This window comes from Variovorax sp. BGA-UO-ETr-C22 (assembly GCF_059567965.1).
In genome coordinates this window covers 577,432-594,120 of sequence record NZ_JCAQPA010000011.1, presented here as the reverse complement: position 1 = coordinate 594,120, position 16,689 = coordinate 577,432, and the positions used below count along the sequence as shown (strand labels likewise).

18 protein-coding genes are annotated in these 16,689 nt (G+C 70.8%); 7 read left to right on the top strand and 11 right to left on the bottom strand.

The window, feature by feature from the left end:
• Nucleotides 1-30: 30 nt before the first annotated feature.
• The 5 genes from AC57B8_RS22645 to AC57B8_RS22625 all read right to left on the bottom strand — a co-directional run bounded on the left by AC57B8_RS22645 (nucleotide 31) and on the right by AC57B8_RS22625 (nucleotide 3,937).
• Nucleotides 31-864, bottom strand: a complete 834-nt coding sequence (locus AC57B8_RS22645; protein WP_496480821.1) for a uracil-DNA glycosylase family protein — start codon at nucleotides 862-864, stop codon at nucleotides 31-33.
• Nucleotides 861-1,403: a ribosomal protein S18-alanine N-acetyltransferase gene (gene rimI, locus AC57B8_RS22640; protein ID WP_062483095.1), complete on the bottom strand. Its 543-nt coding sequence runs from the start codon at nucleotides 1,401-1,403 to the stop codon at nucleotides 861-863. Before rimI ends, AC57B8_RS22645 begins: the two co-directional genes overlap by 4 nt.
• Nucleotides 1,400-2,110: a tRNA (adenosine(37)-N6)-threonylcarbamoyltransferase complex dimerization subunit type 1 TsaB gene (gene tsaB, locus AC57B8_RS22635; RefSeq protein ID WP_492730333.1), complete on the bottom strand. Its 711-nt coding sequence runs from the start codon at nucleotides 2,108-2,110 to the stop codon at nucleotides 1,400-1,402. The genes rimI and tsaB overlap by 4 nt, the downstream gene beginning before the upstream one ends.
• Nucleotides 2,103-3,074: a DMT family transporter gene (locus AC57B8_RS22630; RefSeq protein WP_496480820.1), complete on the bottom strand. Its 972-nt coding sequence runs from the start codon at nucleotides 3,072-3,074 to the stop codon at nucleotides 2,103-2,105. Before AC57B8_RS22630 ends, tsaB begins: the two co-directional genes overlap by 8 nt.
• A gap of 95 nt (nucleotides 3,075-3,169) precedes the next feature.
• Nucleotides 3,170-3,937 carry a DeoR/GlpR family DNA-binding transcription regulator gene (locus AC57B8_RS22625; RefSeq protein ID WP_496480819.1) on the bottom strand — a complete coding sequence of 256 codons (768 nt, stop codon included), beginning with the start codon at nucleotides 3,935-3,937 and terminating at the stop codon, nucleotides 3,170-3,172.
• Nucleotides 3,938-4,015: 78 nt separating this feature from the next.
• Here AC57B8_RS22625 and AC57B8_RS22620 point away from each other — a divergent pair, with 78 nt between their 5' ends.
• From AC57B8_RS22620 to AC57B8_RS22610, 3 genes are all read left to right on the top strand, one after another.
• Nucleotides 4,016-4,603, top strand: a complete 588-nt coding sequence (locus AC57B8_RS22620; RefSeq protein WP_496480818.1) for a GDP-mannose pyrophosphatase — start codon at nucleotides 4,016-4,018, stop codon at nucleotides 4,601-4,603.
• Between the two features lie 7 nt (nucleotides 4,604-4,610).
• Nucleotides 4,611-6,035, top strand: coding sequence for a D-alanyl-D-alanine carboxypeptidase/D-alanyl-D-alanine endopeptidase (gene dacB / locus AC57B8_RS22615; RefSeq protein WP_496480817.1), 1,425 nt, complete (start codon nucleotides 4,611-4,613; stop codon nucleotides 6,033-6,035).
• Between the two features lie 133 nt (nucleotides 6,036-6,168).
• Nucleotides 6,169-7,770, top strand: a complete 1,602-nt coding sequence (locus tag AC57B8_RS22610; RefSeq protein ID WP_496482234.1) for an alpha/beta hydrolase family protein — start codon at nucleotides 6,169-6,171, stop codon at nucleotides 7,768-7,770.
• Between the two features lie 24 nt (nucleotides 7,771-7,794).
• On the opposite strand, the gene AC57B8_RS22605 is transcribed toward AC57B8_RS22610, so the two are convergent.
• From AC57B8_RS22605 to purE, 3 genes are read right to left on the bottom strand one after another with little or no spacing between them, the layout of a single operon-like run.
• A complete protein-coding gene (locus AC57B8_RS22605) occupies nucleotides 7,795-8,796 on the bottom strand; it encodes an L-threonylcarbamoyladenylate synthase (protein ID WP_496480816.1) in 1,002 nt (333 codons plus the stop codon).
• Complete coding sequence (locus AC57B8_RS22600) at nucleotides 8,793-9,995, bottom strand: 5-(carboxyamino)imidazole ribonucleotide synthase (protein ID WP_496480815.1); 1,203 nt, start codon at nucleotides 9,993-9,995, stop codon at nucleotides 8,793-8,795. Before AC57B8_RS22600 ends, AC57B8_RS22605 begins: the two co-directional genes overlap by 4 nt.
• Entirely contained in the window at nucleotides 9,992-10,537 is a 546-nt protein-coding gene (gene purE / locus AC57B8_RS22595) for a 5-(carboxyamino)imidazole ribonucleotide mutase (RefSeq protein ID WP_095950504.1), read from the bottom strand. The genes AC57B8_RS22600 and purE overlap by 4 nt, the downstream gene beginning before the upstream one ends.
• Nucleotides 10,538-10,573: 36 nt before the next feature.
• Between purE and AC57B8_RS22590 the strand changes: the two genes are divergently transcribed.
• The 4 genes from AC57B8_RS22590 to AC57B8_RS22575 all read left to right on the top strand — a co-directional run bounded on the left by AC57B8_RS22590 (nucleotide 10,574) and on the right by AC57B8_RS22575 (nucleotide 13,828).
• The gene (locus tag AC57B8_RS22590; protein WP_307637667.1) at nucleotides 10,574-11,494 is read left to right on the top strand and encodes a tetratricopeptide repeat protein; all 921 of its coding nucleotides are present in this window, start codon (nucleotides 10,574-10,576) and stop codon (nucleotides 11,492-11,494) included.
• 140 nt (nucleotides 11,495-11,634) lie between these two features.
• Nucleotides 11,635-11,943, top strand: coding sequence for a helix-turn-helix domain-containing protein (locus AC57B8_RS22585; protein ID WP_062481916.1), 309 nt, complete (start codon nucleotides 11,635-11,637; stop codon nucleotides 11,941-11,943).
• A 49-nt stretch (nucleotides 11,944-11,992) separates the two neighbouring features.
• On the top strand, nucleotides 11,993-13,282 hold the full coding sequence (locus tag AC57B8_RS22580) for a type II toxin-antitoxin system HipA family toxin (protein ID WP_496482233.1): 1,290 nt from the start codon (nucleotides 11,993-11,995) through the stop codon (nucleotides 13,280-13,282).
• A 102-nt stretch (nucleotides 13,283-13,384) separates the two neighbouring features.
• Nucleotides 13,385-13,828 carry an META domain-containing protein gene (locus AC57B8_RS22575; protein WP_139700726.1) on the top strand — a complete coding sequence of 148 codons (444 nt, stop codon included), beginning with the start codon at nucleotides 13,385-13,387 and terminating at the stop codon, nucleotides 13,826-13,828.
• An 11-nt stretch (nucleotides 13,829-13,839) separates the two neighbouring features.
• Here the strand turns inward: AC57B8_RS22575 and AC57B8_RS22570 are convergent, their stop codons facing one another.
• The 3 genes from AC57B8_RS22570 to AC57B8_RS22560 form a co-directional block, all read right to left on the bottom strand.
• Nucleotides 13,840-14,748, bottom strand: a complete 909-nt coding sequence (locus AC57B8_RS22570) for a phosphoribosylaminoimidazolesuccinocarboxamide synthase (RefSeq protein WP_062478299.1) — start codon at nucleotides 14,746-14,748, stop codon at nucleotides 13,840-13,842.
• Between the two features lie 100 nt (nucleotides 14,749-14,848).
• On the bottom strand, nucleotides 14,849-15,913 hold the full coding sequence (gene fba, locus AC57B8_RS22565) for a class II fructose-bisphosphate aldolase (RefSeq protein WP_062478296.1): 1,065 nt from the start codon (nucleotides 15,911-15,913) through the stop codon (nucleotides 14,849-14,851).
• A 154-nt stretch (nucleotides 15,914-16,067) separates the two neighbouring features.
• The gene (locus tag AC57B8_RS22560) at nucleotides 16,068-16,553 is read right to left on the bottom strand and encodes an Lrp/AsnC family transcriptional regulator (protein ID WP_070063218.1); all 486 of its coding nucleotides are present in this window, start codon (nucleotides 16,551-16,553) and stop codon (nucleotides 16,068-16,070) included.
• Nucleotides 16,554-16,689: the final 136 nt, after the last annotated feature.

Genomic DNA, 16,689 nt, shown 5'->3' with positions numbered 1-16,689 from the left:
GCCCGATTTTACGGACCCCGCCCGCCGCTCTCAGGCCGTAGGGGTGGCCTGCTCTGCCGCCAGGCACAGGTCGGCCCAGGCGCGGGCCTTGTCGGCCGGGTTGCGCAGCAGGTAGGCGGGGTGGTAGGTGGCCACCACCGGCACGCCGTTGGCCGACGCCAGCGGCACGGCGCGACCGCGCAGCTTGCCCAGCGGATCGCGGCTTTGCATCAGGCTCTGCGCGGCCAGCGGGCCCATCGCCAGCACGACGCACGGCGCCAGCGCCGTCGCGTGGGCGTCGAAGGCGGCGTCGATCGGCTGCGGGCTGCCGGGCTGGCCGGCGGCCACGCCGCGGTGCGTGCGCATCAGGTGCACGGGCGTGCGGCCGTCGTGCAGCTTCAGCGCGCGCAGCATGTTGTCGAGCAGGCGGCCGGCGTCGCCCGCGAAGGGCTCGCCGTGGCGGCCGTCGGCCTCGGGCGGCATGTCGGCCACGACCAGCCAGCCGCCCTGCACCGGCGCCGCGGCATCGGCCTTGTCGGCGTACAGGCGGCAGGGCGCTTCGACCAGCACGGCGGCGCCTTGCGCGACGGGCGCCGGCGCGACAGGACGCGGCGCCGGGGCGGCCACGGGGCGGGCGACGGGTGCGGGTGCCGGGCGCGGCGGGGGCGGCGCGTCGTACGACTGGTCGCGATCGTCGAGCTCCAGCGGCGGGCCTTCGGGCATGTCGGGCATGCCGGAATCAGCGGCCACGGGGACCTGCGGTTCGGCTTCGACTTCGATCTCGGGTTCCGGTGGCACGGGCCACCAGACCTTCACGCCCATCTCGTCGAGCATGGCGCGCTGTCGCGCGTCCAGGCGCAGGGTGTGGACCGCGGTGTCCGTCATCGCAAAGCTCCCCAGGCGGAGCCTGTTTCGTTGAGGCGCATGCTCATGACGACCGCGTCTTCACGCTTGCCGTCGAACGCCGGGTAGTAGCCCTTGCGCACGCCGACGCTGCGAAAGCCTTGCCGCAGGTAGATGTCGAGCGCGCGCCGGTTGCTTTCGCGCACCTCGAGCCACAGCCACAGCGCGCCCTCGCCGCGCGACCAGCCGGCCAGCGCTTCGAGCATGAGCGGCGCCCAGCCCTGGCGCTGGAAGGCCGGCGCCACGGTGATGTTGAGCAGGTGCACCTCGTCCACGCCCTTCATGGCGACGAAGTAGCCGATCAGCGTTTCGCCCAGGCTCGTGCAGGGCGACTCGACACCCGGCGCCACGCCGGGCGCCAGCAGGCACTGGCAGTGGTAGCCCACGGCCATGGAATCGGTGAAGTTGGCGCGCGTCCAGGGGTGCGTGTAGGCCGTCTGCTCGACCGCGCACACGGCATCGATCCGCTCGACGGTGAGCGGTTCAAGACGGGCTTCGACGGACTGGAGGACGGCGCTCATGCGGGGTTCGGCGGAACGGCGGCCGCCGCCTTGATGGCGGCGCGTTCCTCGGTGGTTTGCGCCACTTTATCGCGAACATACAGCGGCCAGGCCTGCGCGGCGGGCACGGTGCGGCCGGCCGCGAGCAGCGCGGGCGCCAGCCGCAGCATGGCGGCGGCCGTGGGCAGCACCTCGTGGCGGGCCGTGGCGCTTGCCAGGCGCGGGCCGTAGGCGGTGAAGGCATTGCCGGCGAGCGCCCAGCCGGCCGGCACCTCGAGCGCCTCGGGGGCGAGCAGCAGCGGCTCGGGGTCGCCGCCGAACGGGCCGGCGGTGTCGAAGTCGTAGTGCGCGGCGTAGAGCTGGTCCATGCGCGCGTCGAGCACGGCCACCACGCGCTGCGCGCCGAAAGCATGGCGCGCCTCGTCGGCCACGGCCAGCAGGGTGTCGACCGGCAGCAGCGGCACCTTGGCGCCGAAGGCCAGCCCCTGCGCCACCGAGCAGGCGGTGCGCAGGCCGGTGAAGGAGCCCGGGCCGCGCCCGAAGACGATGGCGTCGAGCTCGGCCAACGCGAGCCCCGCGTCGGCGAGCAGCTCGCGGATCAGCGGCAGCAGCGTGCTCGACGCCTGCGCGCCGCCCACGCCGCTGTGCGCCAGCACGCGGTCGCCGTGGCGCACCGCGACCGACAGGTGCTCGGTGCTCGTGTCGAAGGCCAGGAGCTTGTCAGACATTCGGACGCCCCATTCCCGCCGGGCACGGCGTCGGGCAGACCGGCGCCACGCGCACGGCCGCCGCGCGCACGCCGAACAGGATGCCGGCCGTCACCAGCGCGAGCCCGGCGACCAGGCTCCAGTGCATCGGTTCGCCCAGCCACAGCACCGCGCCGAAGGCCGACAGGCCCGGCACCAGCGCCGTGATCATGGTGGTGCGCACGGGGCCGAAGTGCTGGATCATCTTCGTGAAGGTGATGCCCGAGATCACCACCGAGCCGACGCCCTGGAAGGCCATCTGGAACGCGACCTCGCCCCACGGCGCGCTGCCGATGTGGCTCACGACCGCGCCTGAAGCCACCAGCAGCGTGTAGACCGGCACATAGGTCATGAGCGCGAACACGGTGATGGCGATGGTCGCGCGCACGGCGTCCAGGCCGTGGCGGCGCGCCACCACGCTGTAGCAGGCCCAGCAGAAGGCGGCGCCCATGAACATCAGGTCGCCCTTCCAGACCTCGCCGCCCTCGAAGGCGTGCAGCAGGCTGCGCCCGCCGACCACGAGGTCGCCCGCAACGATCATCGCCAGGCCGATGGCGCGCGTGGGCGTGATGCGGTCGCGCAGCACCAGCGCGGCCAGCAGCGTGGTCCACAGCGGCAGGCTGCCGGGCATCAGCACGGCGGCATGGCCGGCCGGCGCGAAGAAGAAGCCGCTGTAGGCGATGAGCGCGTAGGCCACGCCGCCGAAGATGCCGGCGGTGGCGGTGATCCGCAGCGACAGCGGCGACAAGCCGAAGAACGAGGACACCGCGCCGCGGTGCTTGGTCGCCAGCCACGCGCCCCAGGGCACCAGCACCAGGCTGGCGCCGCAGACGCGCGCAAAGGCCAGGTCGAAGGGCGTGAGCGAGCGCGCGGCCGAGGCGCGCGCGATGAGGATGAAGGCGGTCCAGACCACGACGGTGACCACGGCCGCGCCGATGCCGAGCATGCGGGGAGACAGGAGGGGCGGGGAGGTCTGCGGGGGCGCGGCGGGCATCCCGCCATTATCGAGGGCGGGCCCCGGCCGCGCAGGGGCGGGGCGAATCAGCCGGCCTCGTCGGCGCGCAGGATCGCCAGCCCGACCGCGCGCAGCGGCGCCAGCGCCTGCTCGGGGGCCTGCGGCGCCACCAGCAGCTGCGTCGCGTCCGCCAACGGGCTGACCACCCAGGCCGACGCGGCCCCCAGCTTTTCGGACGAGGCCAGCACGACAGTCTCGGCAGCCGCGGCCATCAGCGCGCGCTTGATCTCGGCCTCTTCCGCGTCGCCCGTGGTCAGGCCCGCCTCGGCATGCACGCCGGTGGCGCCCATGAAATACGTGTCGGCATGGATGCGCGAAATGGCCGCCATGGCCGCCGCGCCGACCGCCACCATCGAATGCCGGAAGAGGCGCCCGCCGATCAGCACCACCTCGATGCCGGTGTGCGCCGCCAGCTCGACCGCCACCGACGGGCTGTGCGTGACCACCGTGGCCTGCAGCGCGAGCGGCAGGTGGCGCGCCAGCTGCACGGCCGTGGTGCCGCCGTCGATGAACACCACCTGCCCCGGCTTCACGAGGCGCGCGGCGGCGCGGCCGATGGCCACTTTTTCGTCGGGCGCGAGCTGCTGGCGCCCGCTGAAGTCGGCCTCGGCCGCGGCCACCGGCAGCGCGCCGCCGTGCACGCGCTGCAGCAGCCCTTCGGCCGCGAGTTCGCGCAGGTCGCGGCGGATGGTGTCCTCGGACAGGGCCAGCTCTTCGCTGAGCGCCTTGGCGACGACCTGGCCGTCGCGCCGCAGGACCGAGAGGATGTGTTGTTTGCGTGGGCCGGTGAGCATGGGCCGATGGTAACGGGTTTGCACGTTATTGCACGAATCTTCTTGATATTGCACGAATCCGGTTCTATGCTCACCGCCATGACCCTCCATGACCGCGTCCGGGTGCACGAAGTCACCCTCCTGTCCGACAACTGGTACACGCTGCGCACCACCGCCTTCGACTGGCGGCGCGCCGACGGCGAGTGGCAGCGCATGCACCGCGAGACCTACGACCGCGGCAACGGCGCCACGCTGCTGCCCTATCACCTGGGCCAGCGCACGGTGCTGCTCACGCGGCAGTTCCGCTACCCGGCCTTCGTCAACGGCCACGACGACCTGCTGATCGAGGCGGCCGCGGGCCTGCTGGACAACGCCGCGCCCGAGGCGCGCATCCGCGCCGAGGTGGAAGAAGAGCTGGGCTACCGGCTCGGCACCGTGCAGAAGGTGTTCGAGAGCTTCATGAGCCCGGGCTCGGTGACCGAGAAGCTGCACTTCTTCGTCGCGCCCTACGAGGCCTCGATGCGCGTCGGCGCGGGCGGCGGGCTGGCGGAAGAGGGCGAGGACATCGAGGTGCTCGAGCTGGGCATCGACGAGGCGCTGGCCATGGTGGCCGACGGCCGCATCGCCGACGCCAAGACGATCATGCTGCTGTACCACGCGAAGCTGCACGTTTTCGCGCCGGGATAATCGGCGGATGCCTTTTGCCCCCCGCCGTGCGCAGACCTTCGCGCTGACCCTCGCCCTGCTGGCCCCGGCCGGCGCCCTCGCCCAGCAAGCGCTTCCGCCTCAAGTCGATGCCGCCCTCGCGCGCGCCAAGGTCTCGCGCGAGGCCGTGACCCTGCTGGTGGCCGATGCCGACGCGGGCCGCGCGCCGCGCCTGGCCTGGCGCTCGCAGGTGCCGGTGAACCCGGCCTCGATCATGAAGCTGGTGACCACCTACGCGGCGCTCGACCTGCTCGGCCCGGCCTACAGCTGGAACACGCCGGTCTACGTCGAGGGCTCGGTGGCCAACGGCGTGCTCAACGGCAACCTCTACATCAAGGGCCAGGGCGATCCCAAGCTGGTGCTGGAGCGGGTGTGGCTGCTGCTGCGCCATGTGCAGGGCCTGGGCATCACCACCGTGAGCGGCGACATCGTGATCGACCGCAGCGCCTTCGAGACCACGGTCGAGAACGACCCGGCCGCCTTCGACGGCGAGCCGCTGCGCCCCTACAACGCCTCGCCCGATGCGCTGCTGGTGAACTTCAAGTCGGTGAACATGACCTTCGCGCCCGACCGCGCGGGCCAGTACGCGCGCGTGAGCTACGAGCCCCCGCTGGCCAGCGTGGCGATGCCGCCCACGGTGCCGCTGGCGCCCGGCGAATGCGGCGACTGGCGCGGCGCGCTCAAGCCCGACTTCAGCGACGTGAACCGCATCCGCTTCAACGGCGGCTTTCCCACCGGCTGCGGCGAGAAGAGCTGGGCCGTGGCCTACGCCGACCCGCGCACCTACAGCCTGCGCGCCATCGGCGGCATGTGGGCCGAGATGGGCGGGCGCGTGGGCGGCCAGATGCGCGAGGGCCGCGTGCCCGCGGGCCTGAAGCCGGCCTTCGACTTCGAGTCGCCGCCGCTGGCCGAGGTGGTGCGCGACATCAACAAGTACAGCAACAACGTGATGGCGCAGCAGGTGTTCCTCACGCTGGGCCTCACGCAGAAGCAGCGCGGCACCTTCGAGGCTTCGCGCAGCGCGCTGGGCCAGTGGTGGCGCGAGCGCATCGGCACCGGCGAGGCGTCGCCGGTGTTCGAGAACGGCTCGGGCCTGTCGCGCGACGAGCGCATCAGCGCCGCCGCGCTCGGCAAGATGCTGCAGGTGGCGTGGCGCTCGCCCGTGATGCCCGAACTGGTGGCCTCGCTGCCCGCGATGGGCGTGGACGGCACGCTGAAGCGACGCACGCTGCGCTCGGGTGGCGCGGCGCACCTGAAGACCGGCACGCTGCGCGACGCCTCGGGCGTGGCCGGCTACGTGCACGGCGCGAGCGGCCGGCGCTACGTGCTGGTGGCCATCGCCAACGGCGAGAACGCCGGCGCCGCGCGCGCCGCCTTCGATGCGCTGATCGACTGGACCGCGCAGGACCAGTGACCCGGACGGGGCCCGAGCCGCCCCGCTACTGAATAGGTTCTGCTCGCAAACGCTGCTTGCGCGCGGCCATGGCGCTGCCCAGAATCGGACGCTCGTTCGTTTTCGATACAACTCCAGGAGACGCGTCTTGACCTTGCAGCACCCACGGCATTCACAGCCCTCGTCCTTCCCGGCCCGCCGGGTCACCACCGCGGCGACGCTCGCTGGCGCCACGTTGCTGCTCGCCGCCTGCGGCGGGGGCGGCGGTGGGGGCGGCATCGGCATCGGCTTTCCGCCACCGGGCGGCGGCAGCGACACCGGGCGCGGCTCGGTCGTCACCAGCCCGCCCGAGCAGGGCACCAAGCTCACGGCCGACCAGTTCAGGGCCAGCCTGCAGGCCTCCGACCAGGGCAAGGCGCTGCTGCAGGTCACCGGCGCGCCCAAGTGCGGCGTCGACATGCGTTACCTCGAGTACCGCACCGTCGGCGGCAAGAACGAAGCCACCAACGCCACCGCCGCGATCATGGTGCCCTCGGGTTCCGACGTGGCCTGCAGCGGCGCGCGCCCCGTGGTGCTGTACGCGCACGGCACCACGCCGGCGCGCAACTACAACCTCGCCAAGTGGACCGACACCACCCAGCCGGCCGCCGGCGAAGGGCTGATGGTGGCCGCCATGTTCGCGGCGCAGGGCTACATCGTGGTGGCGCCCAACTACGCGGGCTACGACAAGTCGACACTGCCCTACCACCCGTACCTCAACGGCGAGCAGCAGGGCAAGGACATGGTCGATGCGCTCACCGCGGCGCGCAAGACCTTCTCGGACATCGGAGCGAACGACGCCGGCTCGCTGTTCATCACCGGCTATTCGCAGGGCGGCTACGTGGCGATGGCCGCGCACCGCGAGATGCAGGCCACCGGCAAGACCGTGACGGCCTCGGCCCCGCTGGCCGCGCCCTCGGCCATCAGCCTCTTGACCGACTACACCTACCTGGGCTGGCCGGCGCTGGGCGCCACGCTGTTCGTGCCGCTGCTGTCGACGAGCTGGCAGCAGCAGTTCGGCAACGTCTACAACAGCACCAGCGACGTCTACGAAGCGCAGTACGCCACCGGCATCGACACCCTGCTGCCCACCCTCACGCCGGGCACGCTGTTCTCCAGCGGCAAGCTGCCGCAGCTGGCGCTGTTCCCGGCCGACGGCAAGCCGGGCCCGGTGAGCCCCGAGCTGGCGATCTTCTACGGCGCCAACAACCTCATCAAGCAGAGCTTCCTCACGCAGGCGGCCACCGACATCCAGTCGGCCCCCTGCCCCGGCAACGCGCTGCCGGCCACGGCCGCGTCGCTCGGTTCGGCCACGCCACTGGACTGCAAGCCCGCCACGGGCTTCCGCAAGGCGGCCATCGCCAACGACCTGCGCAACTGGGTGCCGACCAAGCCGATGCTGCTGTGCAGCGGCGCGAACGACCCGACCGTGAACTTCCTGAGCACCCGCGCCACGGCCGGCTACTTCCGCGCCAAGGGCATGCCGGCCGCCGCGCTCGCGGTGGTCGACCTGGAAGACCGCGGCACCACCGACAGCTATTCGGCCGCACGCGCCGGCTTCGCGCAGGCCAAGGACCTGCTGGCACAGAGCACGCCGGGCAGCGCCACCGACAAGGCGCGCGCCGTGACCGCGGCCTACCACGGCACGCTGGCGCCGCCGTTCTGCCTGGCGGCAGCGCGCGGGTTCTTCCAGGGAGTGCTGGCGGCCGGGGGCTGAGCCCCGCGGCCTAAAAGGCGTTGATCAGGCCGCTGCAGCGCGCTGCAAGCGGTCTTTCACGCCTTCCCACTCGGGCGTGTCGGGCGGCGTCTCGACCCAGATCAGCTTCACGCCCTGCGCGTCGAACTCGCGCAGCACCGCGAACAGCTGCTGCGCGGTGGCTGCGGCATCGTCGGGCATGCGCCGCAGCAGCACGCGCTGCGAGCGGCTGCGCACGCTGCTGCGCGTCCACACGGCGATGTGCGCGGCGTTGGCGCCGAGCACGTCGAGGCCCGTCTGGATCGCCTTGGGGTCCATGAGCCGCACCTTGGCGTCGGGCGCGTAGTGCGCCTCCAGCGTGCCCGAGGCGCGCGGGTCGGGCGTGTCGAGCACCTCGCGGTCGCGCAGCGGCTCGCCGACGGCGGCCTCGATCTGGTCGCGCGTGATGAGGCCCGGGCGCAGCAGCACGGGCGCGCCGCGGCTGCAGTCGACGATGGTCGATTCGATGCCCACTTCGCAGGCGCCGCCGTCGACGACGAGCAGCGCGTCGCCGAACTCGTCGTGCACGTGCTGCGCCGTGGTCGGACTGACGCGGCCGAAGCGGTTGGCGCTGGGCCCCGCCAGGCCGGGCACGCCCTGCTCGGCGCAGGCTTCGAGCAACGCCTGCGCCACCGGGTGCGCGGGGCAGCGCAGGCCGATGGTGTCCTGCCCGCCGGCCGCCGCCGTGCCCACGCCGGGCTGGCGCGTGACGATCAGCGTGAGCGGGCCGGGCCAGAAGGCCTGCACGAGCTTCTGCGCGAAAGGCGGCAGCGGCTGGGCGAAGCGCGACAGCGCCTGCGCGCCCTTGGCGCCCGCCGCCACGTGGACGATCAGCGGATGGTCGGCCGGCCGGCCCTTGGCCGCGAAGATGCCGGCAACGGCGGTGTCGCTGCTGGCATCGGCGCCCAGGCCATAGACGGTCTCGGTCGGGAAGGCGACCAGCCCGCCCGCGCGCAGCACGCGCGCGGCCTCGGCGATGGCGTCGGGAGCGCGGCCGTCGAGGATCATGCGAGCGCCGGCAGGCCCAGCAGCAGCGCGGCCTGCGAGGCATTGGCGCGCACGCTCTCGAGCGTGGCGCCGGTGAGGGTCAGGTGGCCCATCTTGCGGCCGCGGCGCGGTGCCAGCTTGCCGTACAGGTGCAGGTGGGTGCCGGGCAGGGCGAGCACCTCGCTCCAGCGCGGCGCGACCGGCTTGGCGCCGTCGCCTTCGCCGCCCGGGAACCACAGGTCGCCCAGCAGGTTGAGCATGACGGCGGGGCTGTGCTGGCGCGGCGCGGTCAGCGGCAGGCCGGCGAGGGTGCGCACCTGCAGCTCGAACTGCGACACGTCGCAGGCTTCCATCGTGTAGTGGCCGCTGTTGTGCGGGCGCGGTGCCATTTCGTTGACCACCAGCGAACCATCGGCCAGCGCGAAGAACTCGACGCACAGCACGCCCACGTAATCGAGGCCGCTGGCGATGCTCTTGGCGGAGTTGACCGCGCCCTGCGCCACGGTCTTGGGCATGTTCTGCGGATGCACCTCGGTCACGGCGAGGATGCCGTCGCGGTGCAGGTTGCGCTGCGGCGGGAAATGCACGATCTGGCCGTCGCGGCCGCGCGCCAGGATCACCGAGCACTCGAACTCGAGCGGCAGCATCTTCTCGAGCACGCAGGGCACGCAGCCGGCGGCCTGCCAGGCCTCGACCAGCTCGGCGCGCGTCTTCACGCGCTGCTGGCCCTTGCCGTCGTAGCCCAGGCGGGCGGTCTTGAGGATGCCGGGCAGCAGTTGGTCCTCAACAGCGGCCAGTTGCTCCGCGGTCTCGATGACGGCATAGGGCGCGCAGGGCACGCCACAGCGCGTGAAGTGCGCCTTCTCGGCGATGCGGTCCTGCGCGATGGCGATGGCCGAGGCCGCGGGCGACACCGGCCGCGCCACCGCCAGGTGCTCCAGCGAGGGCGCGGGCACGTTCTCGAACTCGGTGGTCACCGCGTCGGCCAGGCCGGCCAGGCGGGCCAGGCCGTCGACGTCGGCGTAGTCGGTGTGGATGTGGTGGTGGCTCACGCGGCCGGCGGGGCTGTCGGCATCAGGGTCGAGCACCGCGGTGAAGTAGCCCATGCGCTGGGCCGCGTGCGCGAACATGCGCCCGAGCTGGCCGCCGCCGAGCACGCCGAGCGTGGCGCCCGGGAGGATGGGCAAATCGCCGGCATGGCCCGAATGGCCGGTGCTCACAGTGCACCCCCGCCTTGCGGCGAGAAGGGCGACACCGCCGCGCCCGCTTCGGGCGGCGGCAGCACCATGGCCTCCGCTGCGGCGGTCTGGGCCGTGCGGAAGGCGTCGAGCTTGGCGCGCAGCGCCGGGTTGTTCACCGCCAGCATGGCCACGGCGAACAGCGCCGCGTTGGCCGCGCCGGCGGTGCCGATGGCAAAGGTGGCCACGGGCACGCCCTTGGGCATCTGCACGATGCTGTAGAGGGAATCGACGCCCTGCAGGTGGCGGCTGGCCACCGGCACGCCGAGCACCGGCACCGTGGTTTTCGACGCCAGCATGCCCGGCAGGTGGGCCGCGCCGCCCGCTCCCGCGATGATCGCGGTGAGCCCGCGCCCGGCGGCGCTTTCGGCGTACGCGAACAGCGCATCGGGCATCCGGTGGGCCGAGACCACCTTCGCTTCGTGGCTGATTCCGAATTGCTGGAGAATCTCGACCGCGTGGCGCATCGTCTCCCAATCGGAGTTCGAGCCCATCACTACACCGACCTGAATGGTTTCGTTCATGGTTTCAATTTTACGTTTCACCCCCAGCTGTTCCCGATGATCGACATCACTCTCGAAAATTTCCAGGCCGAGCTGATCGAAGGCTCGGTCGCCACGCCGGTGCTGCTGGACATCTGGGCCGAATGGTGCGGCCCCTGCAAACAGCTCGGCCCGGTGCTCGAAAAGCTCGAAACCGAGTACGCCGGCCGCTTCACGCTGGCCAAGCTGGACGCCGACAAGGTGCCGCAGATTTCCTCGCAGCTGTCCGAGATGTTCGGTGTGCGCAGCATCCCGTTCTGCGTGATGTTCAAGGACGGCCAGCCGGTGGACGGCTTCGTGGGCGCCATTCCGGCCGAGAAGATCCGCGAATTCCTCGACAAGCACGTGCCGGGCGCGGAGGAAGCCGAAGCGGCGTCGGAAGGCGCCGCCGCGCAGGAAGCGCTGGCCGAGGGCGACACCCTGGGCGCGCTCGAGAAGCTGCAGCATGCCGTGGCCACCGACCCGGCCAACGACGACGCGCGCTTCGACTACATCAAGCTGCTGCTGCAGGAAGGCCGCATCGACGACGCCAAGGTCGCCTTTGCCCCGGTGATCGCCAAGACCACGCTGGTGCGCCGCTTCGATTCGCTGCAGCGCTGGATGGACGCCATCGATTTCGCCGCACCCGTCACCGGATCGGCGCCGACGCTGGGCGACTTCGACGACAAGATCGCGGCCAACAAGCGCGACTTTGACGCCCGCTTCAACCGCGCCCGCCTGCTGATGGCCGCCCAGCGCTGGACCGACGCGATGGACGAGCTGCTCGACATCCTCATGCGCGACAAGAGCTGGAGCGAAGACCTCGCGCGCAAGACCTACATCGCGATCCTCGACGTGATCGAGCCGCCGAAGGTGAAGGTCGCCGACGGGCAGATTCCGCCGGACGATCCGGTGGTGGCCACGTACCGCCGCCGCCTGAGCAGCGTGGTGTTGAGCTGAACGGCTGAACGGCTGAACGACGCATTGCGCCTTTCAGTGCGCAATTGAACAAGAAAGCGACCTGTGGGTCGCTTTTTTATTGCTGCCACCACCCCATATAGATAGCATTGCTACTCAATTTCCAATAAAAGCGCATTGCAATGCTCCAACTGACCGAAGAACTCGAAAAAGCCCGCAAGGCCGGCGGCCTGAGCCAGGAGGCGCTGGCCACGCGCGCCGGGCTGTCGCGCATGACGGTGCAGCGCATCGAAAGCGGGCAGATCGATCCACGCCTGTCGACGCTGCTCGAAATGGCCCGCGTGCTGGGGCTCGAGCTGATGCCCGTGCCCGCCAGCCTGCGCCCGCAACTCGAAGACTTCGTGCGCTCGGGCGGGCGCCTGCTCGGCCAGCCGGCGGGCGTGGGCGCGCCGCCGTCCATCGCGCAGAGCCTGGCCGACGAGAACCGGTGAGGCGGTGAGCACGCGCGCCGCCTTCAACACGGGCATCCGCTACCTGCGGATGCAGCTGCACCTGCCCGGTGGCAGGCGGCGCGCCATCGGTTACCTCTCGCAGTACGGCGACATCCTGCGCGTGTCCTTCGACGAGGCCTACATCGCCGACGCGGGCCGGCCCACGCTGTCCCTCGCGTACCGCGGTGCCGACGAGGCGGCCACGCGCGCCATCCTCGCCTCGGCGCGCGACGCCCGCGTCTCGCGCAGCGACGGCCGCTGGCCCAGCTACTTCCAGAACCTGCTGCCCGAGGGCCACAACCGCGAGCGCCTGGCGCAGCAGCGTGGCTGCGCAGCCGACGACGAGTTCGAGCTGCTGGCCGCCGCCGGCCACGACCTCATGGGCGCGCTCGAGGTCGAGCCCGTGCCCACGTCCGAGGGCATTCCCGACACCGTGCGCCACTGGCACACGGCGCTGGGGCTCGACGTGCTCGAACCCGGCTTTGTCGAGATGCCGGTGGAAGACGCCGCCGCCATCCCCGGCGTGGTGACCAAGTTCTCGGCGGTGCAGGACGGGCGGCGCTACGTGGTCAAGCGCCACGGCGCGGCGGGCTCGTTCATCCTCAAGCTGCCGAGCACGCGCCACCCCGACCTGGTCGCCAACGAATACACCGGCTACCGCCTGTGCGGCGCGCTCGGCCTCGACTGCGCGCAGGCCCACGTGATCGACCGTGCCGACGCCGACCTGCCCGAGCAGGTGCCCTTCGCGCAGATCCTGGCGGTGCGCCGCTTCGATCGCACGCCCGAGGGCGGGCGCATCCACATGGAAGAGTTCGCGCAGGTGCTGCAGTACGAGCCGCGCCAGAAGTACGGCCGCGGCCTGGCCACCGACTGGCCCGCCATGCTGCGCGTGCTCGATCGCCTGTCGCCCAACCCGGTGGCCGACGTGCGCGAGTGCGTGCGCCGCCTCGTGGCCTTCATCCTGCTGGGCAACAGCGACGCGCACCTGAAGAACTGGGCCCTGCGCTACCCCGACGGCGTGGCACCGGTGCTCGCGCCGCTGTACGACCCGGTCTGCGTGGCCGCCTTCTTCGAGGATGTGCCGGCGCGCGACTACGGCGTCAACCGCGCCATCGACGCCACACTGCGCGCCTTCGACGGGGCGGCGCTGGAGGCGCTGCTGCGCGCGGCCGGGCTGCTGCGGCCGGCCCGTTTGATGGCCATCGCGCGCGACACCGTGCGCCAGGCCCAAGCCGAGTGGCCCGCGCTGCTGGCGCAGGACGGCACGCCGGCCAGCGTGCGCCGCTGCGTCGAGGCGCGCCTCGCGGGCGGTGTGGCCCTCGCCAGCCTCGCGGCCTGAAGAAGCCCGGATGCGCCATCGGGCCTGTCTTCGCGCCGGCCACGGCGTCGCATACGATGGCGCCGGTTTTAACTTGTTGCAGATTGAAAAGGAAAATTGGCCATGCGTTCCTTCGCCCGCCGTACCGCGCTCCCCGCCGTTGCCTCGGCCGCGCTGCTGCTGACCGCCCTGACCGGTTGCGGCAGCGGCATCAGCCTCGACGAGCCGATCGAAGGGCCGGTGTGGCGCCTGGTGCAGCTGGGCGACGAGCCCATCGCGCCGGGCGGCGATGCGCAGCTGCAGTTCGATCGCAACAGCGGACGGGTCAGTGGTTCAGGCGGCTGCAACCGCGTCACGGGATCGTTCACGCGCGCCGGCGTGTCGCTCAAGCTCGGCCAGATGGCCGCGACGCGCATGGCCTGCGCCGACCCGGTGCGCGGCGCCAACGAGGCGCAGTTCCTGTCGGCGCTGCAGAACACGGCCAGCTACCGGCTGGCGCCGGGGCGGCTCGCGCTGCTCGATGGCAGCGGCCGCACGGTCGCGCTGCTCAGCAGCGGCAACCGCTAGGAAAAAACAGATCAGCCGTGGGTGAGGCGGTCCAGCGCCTCACGGTACTTGGCGGCCGTCTTCTCGATGACTTCGGCCGGCAGGCGCGGCGCCGGGGGCGTCTTGTCCCAGGGCTTGCCGTTGATCTTGGTGGCTTCGAGCCAGTCGCGCACGAACTGCTTGTCGTAGCTCGGCGGGTTGGTGCCGGCGGCCAGCGCGGCCTCGTAGCCCTCGACCGGCCAGTAGCGCGAGCTGTCGGGCGTGAGCACTTCGTCCATCAGCACCAGCGTGTCGTTCTCGTCCAGGCCGAACTCGAACTTGGTGTCGGCAATGATCATCCCCTTGGCGAGCGCGATCTGGGCCGCCGCCTCGTAGATGGCGATGCTGACCTCGCGGATCTGCTGGGCCAGCTTGGGGCCGACGACCTCGACCACGCGCTCGTAGCTGATGTTCTCGTCGTGCTCGCCGGCCGCGGCCTTGGCGGCGGGCGTGAAGATCGGGCGCGGCAGCTTGCTCGCGTTGGTCAGGCCTTCGGGCAGCGGCACGCCGCAGACGGCGCGGTTGTCCTGGTATTCCTTCCAGCCGCTGCCGGCCAGGTAGCCGCGCACCACGGCCTCGACCGGGATCGGGCGCAGGCGCTTGACCAGCATCGAGCGGCCCGTGACCTGCGCCACCTCGTCGGGCTGCACCACGCTCTCGGGCGCTTCGCCCGTCAGGTGGTTGGGGCACAGCGCGCCCAGGCGGTCGAACCACCACAGCGCCATCTTGGTGAGGATCTCGCCCTTGCCCGGGATGGGCTCGCCCATGATCACGTCGAAGGCGCTGAGCCGGTCGCTCGCGACCATCAGGATGCGGTCTTCGCCGACGGCGTAGTTGTCGCGCACCTTGCCGCGCGCAAGCAGGGGCAGGCTCTGGATGGAAGAGGTGTGAACGGTGGTCATGGACGGATGCTCGGCTGGGAAACGGTGACGGGAAAAGCGGATTGTGCGCGCAGAAAAAAGCCACCGCGAGCGGTGGCCTGCGGCGCGCAGTCGGTCTTCGTTAGATGACTTGCTGCGCCAGGTCGCCCTTGGCGTACTTGGCGGCAACGACCTGCAGCGTGTCGCCCTTGATCTTGGCGCCCTGGCCTTCGCAGCCGAACTCGATGTAGCGCTGCTTGCAGATCTGCTTGGCGGCTTCGCGCGCGGGCTTGAGCCACTCGCGGGCGTCGAACTTCTCGGGGTTCTCGGCCAGGAACTTGCGCACCGCGCCGGTCATCGCCAGGCGGATGTCGGTGTCGATGTTGATCTTGCGCACGCCGTACTTGATGGCTTCCTGGATTTCCTCGACGGGCACGCCGTAGGTTTCCTTCATGTTGCCGCCGTATTTGCGGATGATTTCCAGCAGGTCTTGGGGCACCGACGACGAGCCGTGCATCACCAGGTGGGTGTTGGGCAGGCGGGCGTGGATTTCCTTCACGCGCTGGATCGACAGGATGTCGCCCGTGGGCTTGCGCGTGAACTTGTAGGCGCCGTGGCTGGTGCCGATGGCAATGGCCAGCGCGTCCAGCTGCGTGGCCTTCACGAACTGGGCGGCTTCTTCGGGGTCGGTGAGCAGCGAGGCGTGGTCGAGCACGCCTTCGGCGCCGATGCCGTCTTCTTCACCGGCCATGCCGGTTTCGAGCGAGCCCAGGCAGCCCAGCTCGCCTTCGACCGTGACGCCGACCTTGTGGGCCAGTTCGACCACCTTGCGGGTCACGTCGACGTTGTAGTCGAACGAAGCGGGCGTCTTGCCGTCTTCGTGCAGCGAGCCGTCCATCATCACGGACGAGAAGCCCAGGTCGATCGCGCCCTGGCAGATGGCCGGGCTCTGGCCGTGGTCCTGGTGCATCACCAGCGGGATGTTCGGGTACTGCTCGATGGCGGCCTGGATCAGGTGCTTGATGAAGGCTTCACCCGCGTATTTGCGGGCGCCGGCGCTGGCCTGCAGGATGACGGGCGCGCCGGTTTCCTTGGCGGCCTCCATGACGGCCTGGACCTGTTCGAGGTTGTTGACGTTGAAGGCCGGAATGCCGTAGCCGTTGGCGGCGGCGTGGTCCAGCAGTTCGCGCATCGAGACGAGTGCCATGGGAAATACCTCGTGGGAATAGAAAAAGACGGGAAAAAGAGAAGGCGGAAAGTCGGGAGAAAACTACCCCGATTCTACCGAGCCCCCTTGTGGGACAGGGCCGACGCCACCCCGGGCGCCACGGGTACTGGCGCGCAGCTCTTTTTCAACTTTTTCAGATCGGCAACTGCGTGGTCGACAGCACCTGCTTGAGCACCACGAAGGTCCGGATCTGCCGCACGCCCGGCAGGTACAGCAGCTGCTCGGCATGCAGGCGGTTGAAACTGTCGTTGTCGCGGGTGCGCACGAGCATGAAGTAGTCGAATTCGCCCGTGACGACGTGGCATTCGAGGCAGCCCGACACCTTCTGCGCCGCCTTCTCGAAATCGGCAAAAGAGTCGGGCGTGGAGCGGTCGAGCACCACGCCGATCATCACGAGCATGCCGACCTCGAGCGCGTCGGGGTCCAGCAGGGCGACCACGCCCTTGATGAAGCCCGCGGCCCGCAGCCGCTCGACCCGGCGCAGGCAGGCCGGCGCGCTGAGGTTCACCTTGGCGGCCAGCGCCACGTTCGACACCGAGGCGTCGCGCTGCAGGGCGCGCAGGATGGCGCGGTCGGTGCGGTCGAGCTCCGTCGGGGCGCGCAACTTTGTTGTGCTCATGGATTCCTTTCCGGATGAAAAACCTTCTGTATGGCCATCCTGCCTTCTTTTGATCGAAGAAGCCAGCCAACTTCGCAAGCACATTGCAAAGCCTTCTTCCTACGATCGACAGCTTCAACCCCTCACCGCTTTTGGA